General features: G+C 61.5%; 17 protein-coding genes. 12 read left to right on the forward strand and 5 right to left on the reverse strand.

The window, feature by feature from the left end; translation table 11 throughout:
- Positions 1 to 34: 34 nt before the first annotated feature.
- Positions 35 to 658 (forward strand): bifunctional nicotinamidase/pyrazinamidase, encoded by a 624-nt coding sequence (pncA, locus tag M6D32_RS06510; protein ID WP_298254540.1) that lies wholly within the window; start codon positions 35 to 37, stop codon positions 656 to 658.
- Positions 659 to 668: 10 nt separating this feature from the next.
- Here pncA and M6D32_RS06515 read toward each other — a convergent pair whose 3' ends face one another.
- Both M6D32_RS06515 and M6D32_RS06520 read right to left on the reverse strand, forming a co-directional pair.
- Positions 669 to 1,268, reverse strand: coding sequence for an ANTAR domain-containing protein (locus M6D32_RS06515; RefSeq protein ID WP_366145823.1), 600 nt, complete (start codon positions 1,266 to 1,268; stop codon positions 669 to 671).
- Positions 1,265 to 2,446, reverse strand: coding sequence for a transporter substrate-binding domain-containing protein (locus tag M6D32_RS06520; protein ID WP_298254542.1), 1,182 nt, complete (start codon positions 2,444 to 2,446; stop codon positions 1,265 to 1,267). The genes M6D32_RS06515 and M6D32_RS06520 overlap by 4 nt, the downstream gene beginning before the upstream one ends.
- 348 nt (positions 2,447 to 2,794) lie before the next feature.
- On the opposite strand from M6D32_RS06520, the gene M6D32_RS06525 reads away from it, so the two are divergent.
- From M6D32_RS06525 to M6D32_RS06570, 10 genes are all read left to right on the forward strand, one after another.
- A complete protein-coding gene (locus tag M6D32_RS06525; protein ID WP_298254544.1) occupies positions 2,795 to 4,312 on the forward strand; it encodes an amidase in 1,518 nt (505 codons plus the stop codon).
- A gap of 42 nt (positions 4,313 to 4,354) precedes the next feature.
- Positions 4,355 to 5,350, forward strand: a complete 996-nt coding sequence (locus M6D32_RS06530) for an acetamidase/formamidase family protein (protein WP_298254546.1) — start codon at positions 4,355 to 4,357, stop codon at positions 5,348 to 5,350.
- A 28-nt stretch (positions 5,351 to 5,378) separates the two neighbouring features.
- A complete protein-coding gene (locus M6D32_RS06535; RefSeq protein ID WP_298254549.1) occupies positions 5,379 to 6,602 on the forward strand; it encodes a transporter substrate-binding protein in 1,224 nt (407 codons plus the stop codon).
- Positions 6,603 to 6,657: 55 nt separating this feature from the next.
- Positions 6,658 to 7,524 (forward strand): branched-chain amino acid ABC transporter permease, encoded by an 867-nt coding sequence (locus tag M6D32_RS06540; protein ID WP_298254550.1) that lies wholly within the window; start codon positions 6,658 to 6,660, stop codon positions 7,522 to 7,524.
- Complete coding sequence (locus M6D32_RS06545) at positions 7,521 to 8,591, forward strand: branched-chain amino acid ABC transporter permease (protein ID WP_298254552.1); 1,071 nt, start codon at positions 7,521 to 7,523, stop codon at positions 8,589 to 8,591. The genes M6D32_RS06540 and M6D32_RS06545 overlap by 4 nt, the downstream gene beginning before the upstream one ends.
- 4 nt (positions 8,592 to 8,595) lie before the next feature.
- Positions 8,596 to 9,318 (forward strand): ATP-binding cassette domain-containing protein, encoded by a 723-nt coding sequence (locus tag M6D32_RS06550; RefSeq protein WP_298254554.1) that lies wholly within the window; start codon positions 8,596 to 8,598, stop codon positions 9,316 to 9,318.
- Positions 9,315 to 10,025 carry an ABC transporter ATP-binding protein gene (locus M6D32_RS06555; RefSeq protein ID WP_298254556.1) on the forward strand — a complete coding sequence of 237 codons (711 nt, stop codon included), beginning with the start codon at positions 9,315 to 9,317 and terminating at the stop codon, positions 10,023 to 10,025. The genes M6D32_RS06550 and M6D32_RS06555 overlap by 4 nt, the downstream gene beginning before the upstream one ends.
- A 38-nt stretch (positions 10,026 to 10,063) precedes the next feature.
- A complete protein-coding gene (locus M6D32_RS06560; RefSeq protein WP_298254558.1) occupies positions 10,064 to 11,578 on the forward strand; it encodes an amidase in 1,515 nt (504 codons plus the stop codon).
- A 55-nt stretch (positions 11,579 to 11,633) separates the two neighbouring features.
- Positions 11,634 to 12,389, forward strand: a complete 756-nt coding sequence (locus M6D32_RS06565; RefSeq protein WP_298254560.1) for an SDR family oxidoreductase — start codon at positions 11,634 to 11,636, stop codon at positions 12,387 to 12,389.
- Positions 12,390 to 12,847: 458 nt separating this feature from the next.
- Entirely contained in the window at positions 12,848 to 13,222 is a 375-nt protein-coding gene (locus M6D32_RS06570) for a hypothetical protein (protein WP_298254564.1), read from the forward strand.
- 3 nt (positions 13,223 to 13,225) lie between these two features.
- Here the strand turns inward: M6D32_RS06570 and M6D32_RS06575 are convergent, their stop codons facing one another.
- Entirely contained in the window at positions 13,226 to 14,527 is a 1,302-nt protein-coding gene (locus M6D32_RS06575; protein WP_298254565.1) for a polysaccharide deacetylase family protein, read from the reverse strand.
- Between the two features lie 130 nt (positions 14,528 to 14,657).
- Positions 14,658 to 15,401, reverse strand: coding sequence for a polysaccharide deacetylase family protein (locus M6D32_RS06580; protein ID WP_298254566.1), 744 nt, complete (start codon positions 15,399 to 15,401; stop codon positions 14,658 to 14,660).
- Positions 15,402 to 15,667: 266 nt separating this feature from the next.
- Between M6D32_RS06580 and M6D32_RS06585 the strand changes: the two genes are divergently transcribed.
- On the forward strand, positions 15,668 to 16,006 hold the full coding sequence (locus M6D32_RS06585) for a helix-turn-helix domain-containing protein (protein ID WP_298254562.1): 339 nt from the start codon (positions 15,668 to 15,670) through the stop codon (positions 16,004 to 16,006).
- A 36-nt stretch (positions 16,007 to 16,042) separates the two neighbouring features.
- Here M6D32_RS06585 and M6D32_RS06590 read toward each other — a convergent pair whose 3' ends face one another.
- Entirely contained in the window at positions 16,043 to 16,720 is a 678-nt protein-coding gene (locus M6D32_RS06590; RefSeq protein WP_298254567.1) for a DUF599 domain-containing protein, read from the reverse strand.
- Positions 16,721 to 16,787: the final 67 nt, after the last annotated feature.

Genomic DNA, 16,787 nt, shown 5'->3' on the forward strand with positions numbered 1-16,787 from the left:
GGGCAGTTCTGGAAGAGGTTGAAGAGGTTGAGGAATGCAGATCCGACCTGACGATGATTTGCTGCTCGTGATCGATGTGCAGAATGATTTCTGCCCGGGTGGCTCGCTAGCGGTCGGTGATGGCGATGCCGTCGTGCCGGTTATCAATCGGCTTTCCGGGCGTTTCAATCATGTGGTGCTGACGCAAGACTGGCATCCGGCTGGTCACAGCTCATTTGCGACCGCTCATCCCGGCTCGGCTCCATTCCAAGCCGTCACGATGTCGTATGGCGAGCAGACACTGTGGCCTGATCACTGCGTCCAGGGCACGAGCGGGGCGGCGTTCCATCCGCAACTGGCGACGGAGCGTGCGGAGCTCGTGATCCGGAAGGGGTTCCGCGGCGAGATCGATTCCTATTCGGCCTTTTACGAGAACGATCGGCGCACCCCGACGGGCTTGGCGGGTTATTTGCGCGACCGCAGCCTGCAACGTCTCTTCCTGGTCGGGCTCGCTACGGACTATTGCGTCCACTATTCCGCGGTCGACGCGCGCCGGCTGGGGTTTGAGACAGCTGTGGTCGAATCCGGCTGCCGGGCGATCGATCTCGCTGGCTCGCTCACGTCCGCCTGGAGTGCGATGCATCAAGCCGGCGTGCAGCGGATCGGTGACCTCTGCTAGCGGTCTCGCCTCAAGCCGTCCGGCTGCCACGGTTCGGCATGCCGCCGAGCGCGATTATTTCTGCACTCAAGAGTTCGATGGTCGTGCGATGTCGCATCGCCGTCTGTCGTATCAAGTTGAACGCGTCTTCCTCCGACAGCGCGTGACTGTGCATCAGCCGGAGCACGGCGGCGAACACTATGCGCCGCGAGCGAATGCGGTCCTCCAGCTTTTCGATGCGGGCGGATTCCTCGCTTCGTCGCTGCGCGCAATCGAACGCGACCACCAGCGCAGTATAAAGGCCCGCTGACCGCAGAGGCTTGATGAGAAAGGACGCGGGTCTGAGCTCGAGAAGCCATTTCAGCCGGCTGGGCGTCTCGGTACCGATCAGAGCGATCACCGGCACATTGGCCTTCGCTGACGTCGCGTCGGATTTGATCGAGATGCTGTCGGCATCGAGAACGATGACATCGGCGGCGAGCTTCGGATCAATCGGTTGATCCGGATCGGTTTCTGTCACCGTCATACCCAAACGGTTGAACTGCCGGCGCACGATCGAGATTTCGCGCTCGTCCCTCATAATGAGGAGAGCATGTCGGCCACGCACAGTGAATGGTGATGGTTTCATCATTTCACGACACGGAGGTAGTTCGGGCGCCTGCCGACGGCATCTGCTGTCTTGTCCAGCTTCGCGCCGATTGCGGCCAAATCGAGGTTAGACAGATATGGGTCGGGTCGCTCGGGCGCTTCTGACTCCCAGAATATCCTGAACTGGCAGCCTGGCACGGAACGGGCGAGCCGTGGCGTCAGAAAGCAATGGTTGTTGTCAGGGTCGACCCAGACCGGACCCTGTGGCGAATCGTAGCGGTAATTGGCGGCGGCACGCCGGACAGCCACGACATCGGCGGATCCGGCGCGGCGAATGGCGCGTGCAAGCAGCATCACGCAGACATAGGTTGATTGACCGTCCACGGACACATGACTCCCGGCGCCGTGACGATCCTTCCAGCGCGCCACGAAATTGCGATTTTCCAGGCTGTCGATGCTCTCAAAATAGGCCGAGGAGGCGATGCAGCCGATGGAAGCTGACGAGCCGATCATCTTCAGCTCCGGCTCGCACAGGCTGCAGCTCAGCGTTGGGATAGAGATACCGGCGCGCACCGACGCTTCGTGCAAGGCGCGCATGAATACGTAGCTCGACTCGCCGACGAGCGTGTTGAGGATCGCCGGCGGCTTGCGGCCGATGATCTCCTTGACGATGTGATCCACCACTGTCTCGCCGAGGCCCAGCAGGCGCTCCGCAAGAATCCTTCCGCCGGCGCTGGAGACGATTTCACGCAGCACCCGGTTGGTTTCCCAGGTCCAGACATAGTTGGAGCCGACGCAGAATACGTCACTGGCGACGTGCTCGAGCATGTGCCTGACAAGCGGCACCACCGTGTGGTTCGGGGCGGCGCCGACATAGATGACGTTCTCGCTGCTTTCGAACCCCTCGTATCTCGCCGGGTGCCAGAGCAGGCGCTCGGTGCGCTCGACGATCGGAATGACCTGCTTGCGGGAAGCCGACGTATAGCACCCAACGATGTGTTCGACCTTCCGGTTGCGGATGAGATCGTCGCACGCTTCGTGATAGGCGGGCACAATGCCGCCCGGATCGCGCAGATGCGGTGTGAGGGTGAAATCGAATTCTTCGCTCTGATTGACTTCGTCGATGGCCATCAGGGCGCTCTTCTCCATCTCGCGCCCCATCATTGCGTAGGGGCCGGATCCGGAAAATACGAGGCCGAGCGGAATGGATGGCTTGGTCATCAAGGAGGCCCGATCGATTGCGCGACGCCGTTCCGCGCAACATTGACAAGTCTGTCACCTGCCGTCAGCCGCGTAGCATGCGCACTTCAATTGTGCGGTGCCGGATCAAAAAGGTCGTTGCCGCAATTGACAAGCCTGCGAAGACTAAGTCACAATTCATCCCCAGGTAAATACGTGCATTGCGAAAGAGTTCTCGCCAGCCGACGACGTCTGAGTGACGACTCGCGCTTTTTGCTCTGCAACGTAGGACGCACGCGAACATCGATAGCTCGGCATAGAAGCCATTCGGGGCCCTCGCAGGCCACGGGTGGCTTTGTCCGTCTTTCTGCCGAATGAATGGGTTGAAGTATGTCAGTTCGTCTCCCGACTCTCGAACAGATTGACGACATCGGATCGGATTTCGGTCTCGTCCTTACCGCCGACGAAATCGCCGCGTTTCAGCAGGCTTTCAAGGGACCGCTGGCATCGTATGGGCGTCTGGAAGAACTGGTGCCGCCGGCTCTAGCGCCCGTCGCGCCGCGCTCGCCGGGCTATCGGCCGCCACCGTCGGAAAATCCCTTTGGCGCCTGGTACTGGAAAACGAATATCAAGAGCGGCAGCGAAGGATTGTTGAGCGGCAAGAAAGTCGCGATCAAGGACAATATCTGCGTCGCCGGCGTCCCGATGATGAACGGCTCGGCACTTCTCGAAGGGTATGTGCCGGAGATCGACGCTACGGTTGTGACGCGAATTCTGGACGCCGGCGGCACCATCGCGGGCAAGGCGGCCTGCGAGGACCTGTGCTTCTCGGGCGCCAGTCACACCTGCGCGAGCGGGGTTATCCGCAATCCGAATAGTCCGTCGCACTCAGCGGGCGGCTCTTCCGGCGGAAGTGCGGCGCTGGTGGCCGCAGGAGAGGTGCCGATGGCGCTCGGCGGTGACCAGGGTGGTTCGATCCGCACGCCCTCGAGTTGGTGTGGGGTCTATGGCCTGAAGCCAACCTGGGGACTGGTACCTACCACGGGATCGATGCCGATTAGCTACTCTGTCGATCATTGCGGCCCGATATGTGCCTCCGTGGAAGATGTCGCGCGCCTTTTGACCGTCATTGCCGGTCATGACGGCTGGGACACGAGGACCATTGCGGCGCGCACCGGCGACTATATGGGCGCGTTGGCACAACCGGCGCGAGGCCTGCGCATCGGGATTTTGCGCGAAGGATTCGGCCATCCCGAAAGCGACCCTGCAGTGAGCGAGACCGTGAAGCAGGCGATTGGCCGGCTGGCGAAGGCAGGTATCGAAAGCGCGGAGGTTTCCGTGCCCTGGCACCTCGACGGACCGCATGTCTGGAGTGGGATCATCCTCGAAGGGGCGGCCGAGATGATGCTCAAGGGATATGGGGTCGGCAGCAACGTTCAGGGCTATTATCCGCTCTCGATGCAGGAAGCGCTGGCGCGCGGCATGGGAACGCGCATCAACGATGTCTCACCGACGGTGAAGTTGGTCCTGATGCTTGGCGAATACATGCATCGCAACTATCACGGACGCTATCACTCGAAGGCGCAAAACCTGCGTGTGCTGCTGCGCCGTGCGTATGACGAAGCGCTGCAGCAGTTCGACGCACTGGTGATGCCGACCATCCCGTTCACGGCGACGCCGATTCCGCCTCCCGATGCGCCGCTCAACACCGTGATCGATACCGCGCTCAACATGCAGGCCAACACCTGCTCCTTCGATGTTTCCGGCCATCCTGCCTTCACGGTGCCATGCGGGCGTGTCAACGGACTTCCGGTCGGCCTGATGCTGATCGGGCGGCATTTCGAGGAAGCCACGTTGACCCGGCTGGCCTCGGCCATCGAAGCGGCCGGCGACTGGAAGCTCAACTAGGACACAAGGTATGATCCTTATATCTCGATCGAGTAACTCGCGATGACCGGCGACCTCTGGCAAAGCAGTTCCATCATGGCCAAGCGCGCCGTTGCCAGGGGCGAACCTCGGCAACGCCACGAACTCTCGATCGCAGGTCAAGGCGGATTCCATTACGTCTACGGACCCTATGCCGCGCCGGTGCTGACCGTCGATCCCGGCGATGTGGTCGTGGTAGAGACGGAGGACGCCTTCGGCGGGGTGATCACGAGCGAGCAGGATAGCCCGACTGCAAAACTGAAATTTCCCTATCTCAATCCGCAATGTGGCCCGATCGCGATGAGGGGGATCGGCAAAGGCGATTGCCTGGCGGTCCGTATCCACGCGGTCGAGACCCGGGGCGAGCAGCCTGCCGGCACCACCTGCATCATTCCGGAGTTCGGCGGACTGGTCGGTACCGCGTCAACCGCGATGCTCAATCCGCCCCTCCCGGAGCGGGTGACGAAGGTGCATGTCGACAAAAGTGGCGTGCGCTGGAACGACAAGATCACGCTGCCCTATCAGCCCTTCATCGGCACCATCGGAATCTCGCCGGAGATCGAGGCGATCTCGTCGCTGCAGCCGGATTATCACGGAGGCAACATGGACCTGCCCGACGTTGCGCCGGGCGCAATCCTCTATTTCCCGGTCCATGTTCAAGGCGGATTGCTCTATGTCGGCGATTGTCATGCCGCGCAAGGCGACGGCGAACTCTCGGGCGTGGCCATAGAACAACGTGCCACGGTGACGCTGCAAGTCGATGTGATCAAGGATTGGACCTTCGCCTGGCCTCGTCTCGAGACCGAGCATTTCCTGATGACGATCGGCAGCGCCCGGCCACTGGAAGATGCGGCGCGCATCGCCTACCGCGAACTGGTGCGCTGGATGAGCGCCGACTACGGCTTCGACGAGATCGACGCCTACATGCTGCTCAGTCAGGCCGGACGCATCCGTCTCGGCAACATGGTCGATCCGAAATACACGATCGGCGCGTCAATCCTGAAGAAATACCTGGTGTAACGAGGCTTGCAACAAGGAGTGGGGTCAAATGAGTATCAGTCGCAGAACGTTCTTGCAGAGCAGCGGTGCCGTCGCCGCAGCAGGCGTCATCTCCTCCCCTGCATTTGCAGCGGATGAGATCAAGGTAGCCAGCATTCACGATCTTTCGGGCGGGCTCGACATCTACGGCAAGCCGATGGTCGATGCCCTCACGCTCGCGGTAGAGGAGGCCAACGCCGCCGGCGGGCTGCTGGGACGGCAGATCAAGCTCATCAGCTACGATCCACAGTCGAACATGCAGCTTTACACCCAGTTCGCCCAGCAGGCGGCGCTGAAGGACAAGGTCGCTGTCGTGCACGGCGGCATCACGTCTGCTTCGCGCGAGGTGATCCGTCCGGTGCTCGACCGCTTCAAGACGCTCTATTTCTACAACACGCAATATGAAGGTGGGGTCTGCGACCGCGATCAATTCGACACTGGCGTGACCCCGGCACAGACCGTCGAGAAGCTCGTACCCTATGCCATGAAAAAATGGGGCAAGAAGGTCTACGTGATCGCCGCCGACTACAATTACGGCCAGATCACCTCGCAATGGGTGAAGAAATATGTGCTGCAAAACGGCGGCGAAGTGTCCTCGATCGACTTCTTCCCGCTGGACGTCACGAATTTCGGTTCGACCATCTCCAAGATCCAGGCGGCAAAGCCCGACTTCGTCTGGTCGGCGCTGGTCGGCGGCGCACATATCTCATTCTATCGGCAGTGGGCAGCGGCCGGCATGCATGCGAGCATTCCGATGGCCTCGACCACGTTTGCCGTCGGCAACGAGCACATCGTGCTTTCGCCGGACGAATGCAACGGCATGCTGATCTGCTACAACTATTTCCAGGACCTGAAAAACCCGGTGAACCAGGCGTTCGTGGCAAGTTTCCACAAGCGGTTCGGCGCCGACTATCCGAATATCACCGAGCTTGCGATGGGTACTTATCAAGGGTTCCGGTTGTGGGCGGAAGGCGTGAAAAAGGCCGGCAGCATCGACCGCATGAAGGTGATCGAGGCGCTGGAGACGGGAATCAGCATCGATGCGCCTTCCGGTAAGGTCACCATCGATCCGCCAACGCACCATTGCATCCTCGATGTTCACATCGCCGAGGTCAAAAACAAGAAGCTCAATGTGCTCGAGGACTTTCCGCAGCAAAGACCGACGGACACCGCGGCAGTCTGCAATCTCATCAAGAATCCAAACGACAACCAGCAATATGTGATCAAGATCTGAAGGCCGGCAAGAACCGTCAGGTCCGGGCGAGGACCGAGTAACAGGGAAGGTGATCGTGGATCTCTTTGTTCTTCTGGCGATCCAGGTCCTCTATGCCGTCGCCAGCCTGGCGTTGATCAGCGTCGGGCTGGCGATCATCTTTGGCATGATGCGGGTCATCAACCTGGCGCACGGCGAATTCCTGATGCTCGGAGGCTACGCCGCCATTGTCGCAACCTCCCACGGAATCAGCATCTGGATTTCGATGCTGATCGTGGCGCCCATCGTTGTCGGTGTTATCGGTATCGTCGTCGAGCGCACGATTATCCGTTTTCTCTACGGCCGCATGATCGATACCATGCTTGCGACCTGGGGGCTGAGCCTGTTCCTGGTCGGGCTGACGACGGCGATCTTCGGCAACACGACTGTCGGCATCTCTGCGCCGCTCGGCAGTATCGAAATCGGCGCCTATCGCACGAGCGCCTATACGCTGTTCGTGATCGGGATATCGGTGGTCGTGCTGGGAACGATCTTTGCCGGCCTGCGCTGGACCCGCCTCGGCTTGATTGCGCGCGGCACGATGCAGAATGCCAATATGGCTGCAGCGCTCGGCGTCAACCCGCCGCGCGTCTACGCCATCACCTTCGGGATCGGCGCAGCCTTGTCCGGTCTCGCCGGCGCGGTGCTGGCGCCAGTGTCTGGCGTCTTTCCCACCATCGGCGTTGCCTATATCGCCAAAGCCTTCATCACCGTGATCGGAGGTGGTGCCGCTATTCTAAGCGGCACAGTTTCGGCCGCCGTGTTGTTCGGGACGATCAATCAGATCGCCACCTTCGTGACGACGCCCGTGTTCGGCGAAGTTGCCTTGCTGGGTGCCGCGGTCATCCTGATCCGGGTATTGCCGCAGGGCATCACCGGCCGCTTCTTCAGGAGAAGCCTGTGAGCGGTCGGAACCTCAATCTTCTAGGTCTTGTTCTGGTCGGCGTTGTCGGCCTCATCTTCATGTTCTTCACGCCGCACTTCGCCGACCTCGATACCGTGCTCGAACTGACGGTCTATATGATCATGGCCATTCTGGCGCTTAGTCTCGCCTTGGTCTGGGGCTACGGCGGCATTCTTTGCTTTGGCCAGTCGGCGTTCTTCGGACTTGGCGCCTACACCTATGCGATCGCGATGTTCAATATGGGTGAGAGCACGCTTCCCGTCGTTCTCGCGGTAATCCTGCCGGCCGCGTTCGCCGCGCTTCTCGGCTACTTCATGTTTTATGGCCGGATCAGCGACGTCTATCTGGGCGTCATTACGCTGACGGTGACCCTGATCCTGTTCAATTCGGTCAACTCCACGGCGGGCCCGGAATTCCATATCGGAGCTGCGCGGCTCGGCGGGTTCAATGGCATCCCCGGTATCCCGCCGCTGAATTGGCCTTTCAATAAGGGCGCCGCAGTCGATCTCGAGGGAATGTTCTATCTCTCGACCGGCTCACTTCTCTTGACCTACTTCGGGTTGCGGCTGCTGCTCGCGAGCCAGTTCGGGCGCATCATCGTAGGCATTCGCGAAAATGAACGGCGTGCGGAACTGCTCGGATATGATCCGCGTGCCTACAAGCTCGCCACCTTTACAATTGGCGGCGCGCTGGCGGGCTTTGCCGGCTGCCTGTTCGCAAATTGGGGCGCGTTTGTCAGCCCCACCATCTTCGGACTGGCGCAATCGGCGCAGATCATCATCTGGGTCATTGTCGGCGGGCGCGGAACGCTGATCGGCCCGGTGATCGGCTGCATCGGTATACAATGGCTGAGCGCCGCGCTTGGTGCGAACCAGCCCAGTGGAGGCTCCGACCTGTGGTCGAAGATCTTTGCCAACGCGCCGCTGATCCTCGGCGTTATCCTCATCGCCTTCGTGCTGCTGGTGCCGAGGGGTCTGGTGCCGACGGCTGCCGACGTCGCTGCATTCGTCCTGCGCGGACGGCGTCGGCGCGAGCAACGCGGCCTCGAGCCGCAGCAAGCGGAGTAGGATGATGGCCTCGCCACTGCTTGAGACGCGCAGTCTTTCGATGCACTTCGGCGGTGTCAGGGCGGTCAGCGACGTCAACTTCACGCTCGCCGAGGGCGAGCTGCGCTGCCTGATCGGTCCCAACGGCGCCGGCAAGAGTACCTTTTTCAAGATGCTGACCGGGCAGCTCGAACCAAGTCATGGGCAGGTGCTGTTTCGCGGGCAAGATATTTCGCGGGCGCATGCGCATGAGGTTGCCCGCCTCGGAATCGGCATCAAGACCCAGGTGCCGAGCGTATTCGATGGCCTGAGCGTGCGCGAGAACATTCACCTCGCGGCGAGCCGTCTGCACTCCGGCGCGCGCACCAGGCGCCTGGTCGACGAGATGCTCGAGCGCATCGGCCTCGCGCATGCAGCGGATCGGGTGGTCGGACAACTCGCGCATGGTCAGCGGCAGTGGGTTGAGCTCGGGCTCGTCTTGTCGACCGATCCGCAGCTCATCCTGCTCGATGAGCCGGCGGCCGGCATGACCCATGAGGAGGTCCAGAAAACGGCCGATCTCGTGCGCGAGATCAATCGCACCAAGGCACTGATTGTGGTCGAGCACGACATGCAGTTCATCCGCATGATCGCGAAGCGGGTGACGGTCTTCAATCGCGGCAGCATCCTGGTGGAGGATACAATCGAAAACATCATGCGCAATCCGCTGGTGCGCGACATCTATCTTGGCAAGCAGGCCGCCGCATGATGCTGGACGTACAGGGGTTGCGCACGGGCTATGGCCGCATTCCGATCCTCAATGGTGTCGGCTTCGCGGTAAAGGAAGGCGAGTTCGTCGGCATTCTCGGCCACAATGGCATGGGAAAGACGACGCTCTTGCGCGCGCTGATGGGTTTCCTGCCGGCCAGCAGCGGGCGCGTACAGTTTGCCGGCCAGGACGTGACCGCATTCGAGCCCTATCGGCGTGCGCGGCTTGGGCTTGGCTACGTGCCGCAGGGACGGGAGATTTTCCCCGGCCTTTCCGTCTACGACAATCTGCGCATGGGCTGCAGCAAGCAATCGGGGGGCAGCGAGAGCGAAACCATCGGGGCCGTGCTACAGGAGTTCCCGCGCCTAAGGACCTTGCTCGATCGCCTCGGCGGCGCGTTGTCAGGCGGCGAGCAGCAGTTGCTGGCGATTGCGCGTTGCCTTTGCGGCAAGCCGAGCCTGGTCTTGCTCGACGAGCCGACCGAAGGCATTCAGCCTTCGATCATCGACGAGATTGTCGAGACCCTGGAGCGACTGCGGGAAACGACCCGTATGACCATGATCCTGGTCGAGCAGAATCTTGATTTCATCTCCGCGTTGTCGCAGCGGATTCTCGTCATCCAGAAGGGCCTGATCACCCAGGAAGTGACACCCGACAATTTGCACAATGCGAATCTCATCGGAGAGTTCATCGGGATTACGGACTGATCCCAATCAAGCGAAAAACGACCACAGGGAGAAAAGCCATGGCAGTGCGACGACCAACCCTCGATCAGCTCCGCTCCGTTGCCGAGGATCTCGGCATGCATATGGGTGAGGCGGAACTGAAATCGTATGACGCCCTGATGCAGGCGAACTACGCCGCCTATGATGCCGTCGACGCGATGGCCGACTATGTGCCACCGGTCAAATATCCGCGCACGCCGGGTTATCGGCCCGAGGGCGAGGAAAACAAGTACAACGCCTGGTATGTGAAGACGGAAATCAAGGGAGCACCAACCGGAAAGCTTTCCGGCAAGAAGATCGCGTTGAAGGACAATATCAGCCTCGCCGGCGTGCCGATGATGAATGGGGCGTCTACGCTCGAAGGATACACTCCGGATATCGACGCCACGATCGTCACGCGCATGCTGGATGCGGGAGCCACCATCGTCGGCAAAGTACATTGCGAATATTTCTGCTTCTCCGGTGGCAGCCACACTTGCGCGGCCGGGCCGGTGCACAATCCCCGCAAGATGGGCTATTCGGCGGGTGGCTCGTCCTCCGGCAGCGCGGTGGTGGTCGTGACCGGCGAGGCCGACATGGCAATCGGCGGCGACCAGGGGGGCTCGATCCGCATCCCTGCCGCCTTCAGCGGCATCTACGGGATGAAGGGCACCTTCGGCCTCGTTCCGTATACCGGCGTCATGCCGATTGAAGTTACGATTGATCACACCGGGCCGATGACGCGCACCGTGCGCGATAATGCGCTGCTGCTCGAGGTGTTGGCGGGCGCCGATGGGCTCGACCCGCGGCAGGGCGCACCGAAAGTATCAAGCTACACCGAGGCGCTCGGCGGCGGCGTAAAGGGCTTGCGCATCGGTGTTGTGAAGGAGGGATTCGGGCATCCGAGTTCGGAACCGGATGTCGATGCCAGCGTCAGAGCCGGCGCGCAGCTGTTCAAGAAGCTCGGCGCGACCGTCGAAGAGATATCCGTGCCGCTCCATCTGGCGGCGCCTGCGATCTGGCTGCCGATCGCGGCAGAAGGCGCAACTGAATTCATGATGAAGGGCAATGGCATGGGCACCAACTGGCGTGGCCTCTACAATACCACGCTATTGGACGCTCATTCCGGCTGGAAGCACCGCGCCGACGAACTTTCCGATAGCCTCAAGATCACGATGCTGCTCGGCCAGTATTTCACCAAGCACTATCGGGGCCATTTCTATGCCAAGGCGCAGAACTTGAACCGCAAGCTGCGCGCCGCCTATGATGCGGCGCTCGCAAATTACGATCTCTTGCTGATGCCGACCCTGCCGATGAAGGCGACGCCGCTGCCGCCGCCCGATGCGCCGCGGGAGCTCTATATCCAGCGGGCCTTCGAGATGGTTCCCAACACCGCACCCTTCAACGCCAGCGGCCATCCGGCGATGAGCCTGCCGTGCGGAATGAGCAATGGGCTGCCGATCGGCCTGATGCTGGTCGGCAAGTACTATGACGAGCCGACGATCTATCGCGCCGCCGCCGCATTCGAGGGGGCCGGCGACTGGACGAAGATGTAGGTATCAACGGGCCGGCTTTCGCGGAAAGCCGGCCGCACCATTGACGGAGGCAGCCATGGACCTCGGACTCAAGGGAAAGAACGTACTCGTCACGGGCGGCAGCAAGGGCATCGGGCTTGCGATCGCAACGCTCTTTACCGATGAGGGCGCCAATGTCGCGATCTGCGCGCGCAACGCCGACGATGTCGGCAACGCCGTGAAATCCCTCAGCGCCAAAGGCGTCAAGGCGTGGGGACGGGCGGTCGAAGTTGCGGATCCTGTGGCCTTGAAATCTTGGATCGACGACGCGGCCTCGGAACTCGGCGGCATTGATACCATCGTCTGCAATGTCAGCGCGCTCGCCGTCGGCGATACGCCAGACAGTTGGGAGAAATCGTTCCGCACCGATATGATGCATACCGTCAATTCGATTGCGGCGGCCAAACCCTATCTCGAAAAATCCGGATCAGCGTCGATCGTCATCGTCTCGAGCGTCTCGGGCTTCGAGGTTGACTTTGCCGCCGGCTCCTACGGCGCCATCAAGGCGGCGCTGATCCACTATTCGAAGGGGCTTAGCAACCAGCTGGTCGCAAGGGGGATTCGCGTCAATGTGGTCTCGCCGGGCAATACCTATTTCGAAGGCGGCATCTGGCAGAACATCGAGCGCGGGAACCCGGACCTGTTCAAGACGGCAATGTCGCTCAACCCGACAGGTCGGATGGGCACAGCCAAGGAGGTTGCTGCAGGCGTTGTGTTCCTGGCAAGTCCCGTAGCAAGCCGCGTGTCCGGCACGAACCTCATCATCGACGGCGCGCTGACAAAAGCTGTTTAGCTGACTTGCATCAGAGCAACCGTCACGAGCGGGTCGACCAGCGACTTTCGCTGATGGCGCATGTCCGACTTCTATTCGGTGCAGCGGACCGGTACCACGCGATGCATGCGTGATCACTCATGTTGCGCGACGACGGAGCATTCACGGCGGGGCTGATCTTCAACGGTTGCTTCGAAGAGCGGATAACACCGCCGCGGGAATCCGGAACCAATCGGCCGTATCCATTCAGGCCGGGAAAAGCCGGTATCGGGCTTGAAGGTACAAAGGCGGCATGGGTAAATGCATGCCGTAAATCCCTAGGATTCGAGCGCTCGCAGAAGGCGCCTCATTGCGGTCGTGTCGCGGTGCCGGTGTATGGCCTGTACCGTGTTGCGAGGTCTTGCGCTCGGCCGTGGAGTTCCATTCCCCAAGGGCTGCCCGCCCTGGGTGTCAATGCTTGCATCGGATGGATGACGCCTATGAAGTTCCTGAGCTACGCCTACCGGTTTGCTTCCAACTTCGTCTTCCTGGCGCTGGTCTATTACAGCCTCAACTCCATGGATAAGTACAACCAGCGCGCCGTCATCGCGATCATGGTGCTGGTGTACGCCGCGATGCGGGCCGCCTCCGCGCTGCGCTCCTTCTTTTTCTTTCAGCGTATCGAGCGGCTGGAGGTCGAGGCACGCCGCCTTCAGGTAGCGGCCGGAGAAGGGCACTCCGCAAACTCCCAGCGCAGGCTCATCGTCACCGAGGTTTCCGACCTGCGCCACGCCGGCGAAATGAAATCCTACATCGATCTGTTGTTTCTCGCGCTGATCGTCCTGCTGTGCGTGTCAAAGCTCGTGAGCGACTAAAGATCAGACGCTTCTCTTCCTGACCTGAACGATCCGCTTGACCCGAGCATGACGAGACGTCGGCGTTTTCGGCTTCGAAGCATTGGCCGTACCACGGGCCCGGTGTCCGGCACGGGCAACCCGCAGCCGGCGAAGTTCCCGCCGCGAGAGTCGCTTGGCGCCGGCGGGCGCAGCCGACGCGGTTCTGTGTGCGAGATGTGAGAGGGCGGCGCCACGAAGGGCGACGTCAAGGCCGCCTTCGAGCTCGAACACGCTGGGCGCCGGTGACGCCAGGCTAACGGCCGCATTTTCCGCCACGAGTTCCGGCGGCTCAGGCCATGTCGCGCTGAACAAAGATCCCGCGTGTGGCACCGGCGTCTCCTCGCCGCCGGCATCGAAGTCCGATCGCGCGGGGACGGGAAGGCCGCCGAGCTTGGCATAGACGAACTTCGGGACCTGCGGCCACTGCGCGATCGCGTCGGGTGATGGATGCAGCAGCCATTGCTGCGGCTCGGTCGGCGTGGCCGGCCGATCGGCGGTCGCCGGCACGACATGCACGATACGATAGCCGCGCAGTTTCAGCGTTTCGAGAATCCGCGGTAGCGCAGCCACTGTGCGGGCCTGGATGTCATGAAGCAGCAGAATGCCTTTGCCCTTGGCCTCGAGCCGGCTGATGGCGAGGTCATAGACGCGCTGCGAGGAAATGTGCCGCCAGTCGTCGGCGGGAAAATCCGCGCTCCAGATTTGGATTCCCTTTTCCGCCGCATATTGTTCGAGCTCGTCGGAGCGCAACAGACCAGGAATCCGGAAGAACGGCGCCAATTTGTCGGCGTCCTCGCCGAGCGCTGCTTTTGCCGAGGCGATGCCGCCGTCGATCTCTTGCTTCACACGTTCGATCGGCATGTGATTCATCGTCAAGGGGTGGTCCTGGCTATGCGTGCCGATGGTGTGGCCCTCGGCCAGCAGTCTGCGCACGCCTTCAGGATAAATCCGCGCCATGTCGCCAATCGCGAAGAAGGTGGCCTTCACGCATTCGGCGGCGAGGATGTCCAGGACCTTGTTGCTGTTGCGAGGCAGCGGCCCGTCGTCGAATGTGAGAACCACCTCGTGATCGGCGAGCGGCAGCGTCTCCCGATATTGCATTGTGCCGATGCGGGGGTGTTCCCGGGGATCGACCACCAGCGTGCGTGATGTTCCGAGCGCGTTCGGGTGGCCTGGGCAGTCTTCGGCAGCGGCAGCAGGGTGGGTAGCAAAGCCGGCCAGGAGAGCGAGAGTGGCCACGGCGGTCCGCCGTGATAACCCAACGCCACGCCACGCTCCGTCCATGAAAAAACGTCCGTCACCCATGCCCAACCGATACCCATTTTGACATGCCGAAATGTGAATGCGGCCTGAATGGTCAAACGTCCACAAATGTTTCGCCACCTTTAGTGGTGGCCGGCAAGTTCAGCCGGGATCACTGAACGACGTGATAGCCGTGGTCACGAAGATAGCGCAAGAACGCGGGCATCATGGCAGCCGTCTGGACCTTGGTGTCGTGGAACAGGATGATTCCCCTGCCTGCGGCGTCGAGCCGGCCGGTGATCAACTGTAATTCCTGGTTTGGCGTCATTTTATTCCAGTCGCTCGCCCAAAAGTCCGCGCCAAACACGACAATTCCGCGCGATTGCAATAGATCCAGCGTCGCGGGCGTCGCTTCAAAGCCCGGAAAGCGGAAAAACGGCGTCTGCGGCGGTGTCGTTGCCTTTCCGTGCAGCGCCATTTCGACCGCCGAAATGCCGCGATCGATTTGCGCGACCGCCGCGTCCGGCTTGATCCGCTTCAGGCTGGGATGCGACCAGGTATGTGTGCCGACGCTGTGGCCTTCCGCCGCAATCCGGCGCACCAGATCTGGACGCGCCGAGGCGGATCTGCCGATCAGAAAGAAGGTCGCGCGCACGCACTCCTGCGACAATGCCGCGAGCACCCGCGACGTCGTCGGGGGCCAGGGCCCGTCGTCGAAGGTGAGCACCACTTCGTGATCTGCGAGCCGCAGCGTCTGCGGAAAGCTCTTCAGCCCGACCCGTGGCGTGGTCCTGGCATCGACGGCCAGCGTCCGCGACGTGCCGAGCGTGCCCGGCCGCGGACATTGACCGGCCCGGGCGGCCGCGGCCGAAGCCGGGCTGCCAAGGGCCGGCCAAAAGACCGCCAGCCAGATCATGATACGTGAGAGTGATCCGATGTTGGCCCGCCGATGGGGCGAGCCGGTCCGGACCGTATGAAGCCTTTGCATGAGAAGAAGCTCTGATGACTTTGAAGCGCCTGCCAAACCGGGGGGCTCTACCGACGAACGCTCCGCCATCTCGAAAACGGGGCGGCAAAAGTATCGTTAATCAAGCCTTAACGCGGATCGCGCACACTTTGGACCATTCAGGGACTGTGCGGTCTTGGGTTTCGAGCCCGCTATGCAGGTCAGATGAGGCGAGAATGCAGCGCCTTCGGCTAAAGGCAGACGGACGAATCGTCGAATTGCGCGACGGGCAGGAGTTTCCGCTCGCGCCTGTGATGACTGCGTCGTCGCGGGCAACTGTCAGCACGGCTTCCTTAGCTGCCTCGATTGAAGTTGAGACAATGCCCGCCGTGCGCGATCTCCGCCGGCGCGCCTGCCTGACGCAGATGGAATTCGCAAGCCGGCTCGGCGTTCCCGTGGAGACCATCCGCAACTGGGAGCAAGGCAAGCGCGTGCCACGCGGCCCGGCCCGCGCGCTGCTCGCCGTCATTGCGCATGCGCCCGAGACGGTTTTTTCGGCGCTAGCCAAATCCTGATCAACAAATTCTGATCGCGAAATTTGCAGGGCCGCCTCAGCTTCCCATCGCCCGCCAGGCGGTGGAGGCAAATTGCCGGCGCCAGGTGACGATGACCACCGCTGCGGTCGTCACGAATAATACCCAGGGGCTGACGAACCAGCCGAGGTAGCCGAGCGCGAAAAAGAATGCCCGCTGTCCACGGTTGAAATGCCGTCCCGCCGACTCGAACACGCGCGTCGTCCTGATCACGTGCGCCTCGGCCAGCGGGGTGTCGCGCTGCGATGCCGGCGGCGTCGAGCCGAGCAGGATCGCAACATAGTTGAACAGGCGGTAGGCCCAGGCGAATTTGAAAAAGGCGTAGACGAAAATCAGGATCAGCCCGACGCACTTGATTTCCCAGAGCGCAGGCGAGGGACCGATATCGATGGGAAGCGCCTTCAGCACGTCGAGTGCTTCGTTGGTCGAGCGAAGCAGGGCTAGCGCGCCGCCAACCGCAAGCAGGCTGGTAGAGGCAAAAAAGGCGGTGCCGTTCTGCAAGGAGGCCATGATCTGCATGTCGAGCATCCGGGCTTCGCGATCGAGCATGCGGCGGATCCACACCTCGCGATAGACATGCATGCGGGCGGAAAGGCTGTCGCGCCCATAGGCGCTGTGCTCCAGCGTGATCGCATAAACGGCCCATTCCAGAATAAAAAAACCGACCGCGAGGATATCGACGAGATAGACGCGCATACATGCCCCTTTGAATGCGGTGGGGATGCTGCCATGCTGGCTCGATGACAGCAACGGGCGGTCACGC

Source organism: Bradyrhizobium sp., assembly GCF_027307225.1.
Lineage (GTDB): Bacteria > Pseudomonadota > Alphaproteobacteria > Rhizobiales > Xanthobacteraceae > Bradyrhizobium.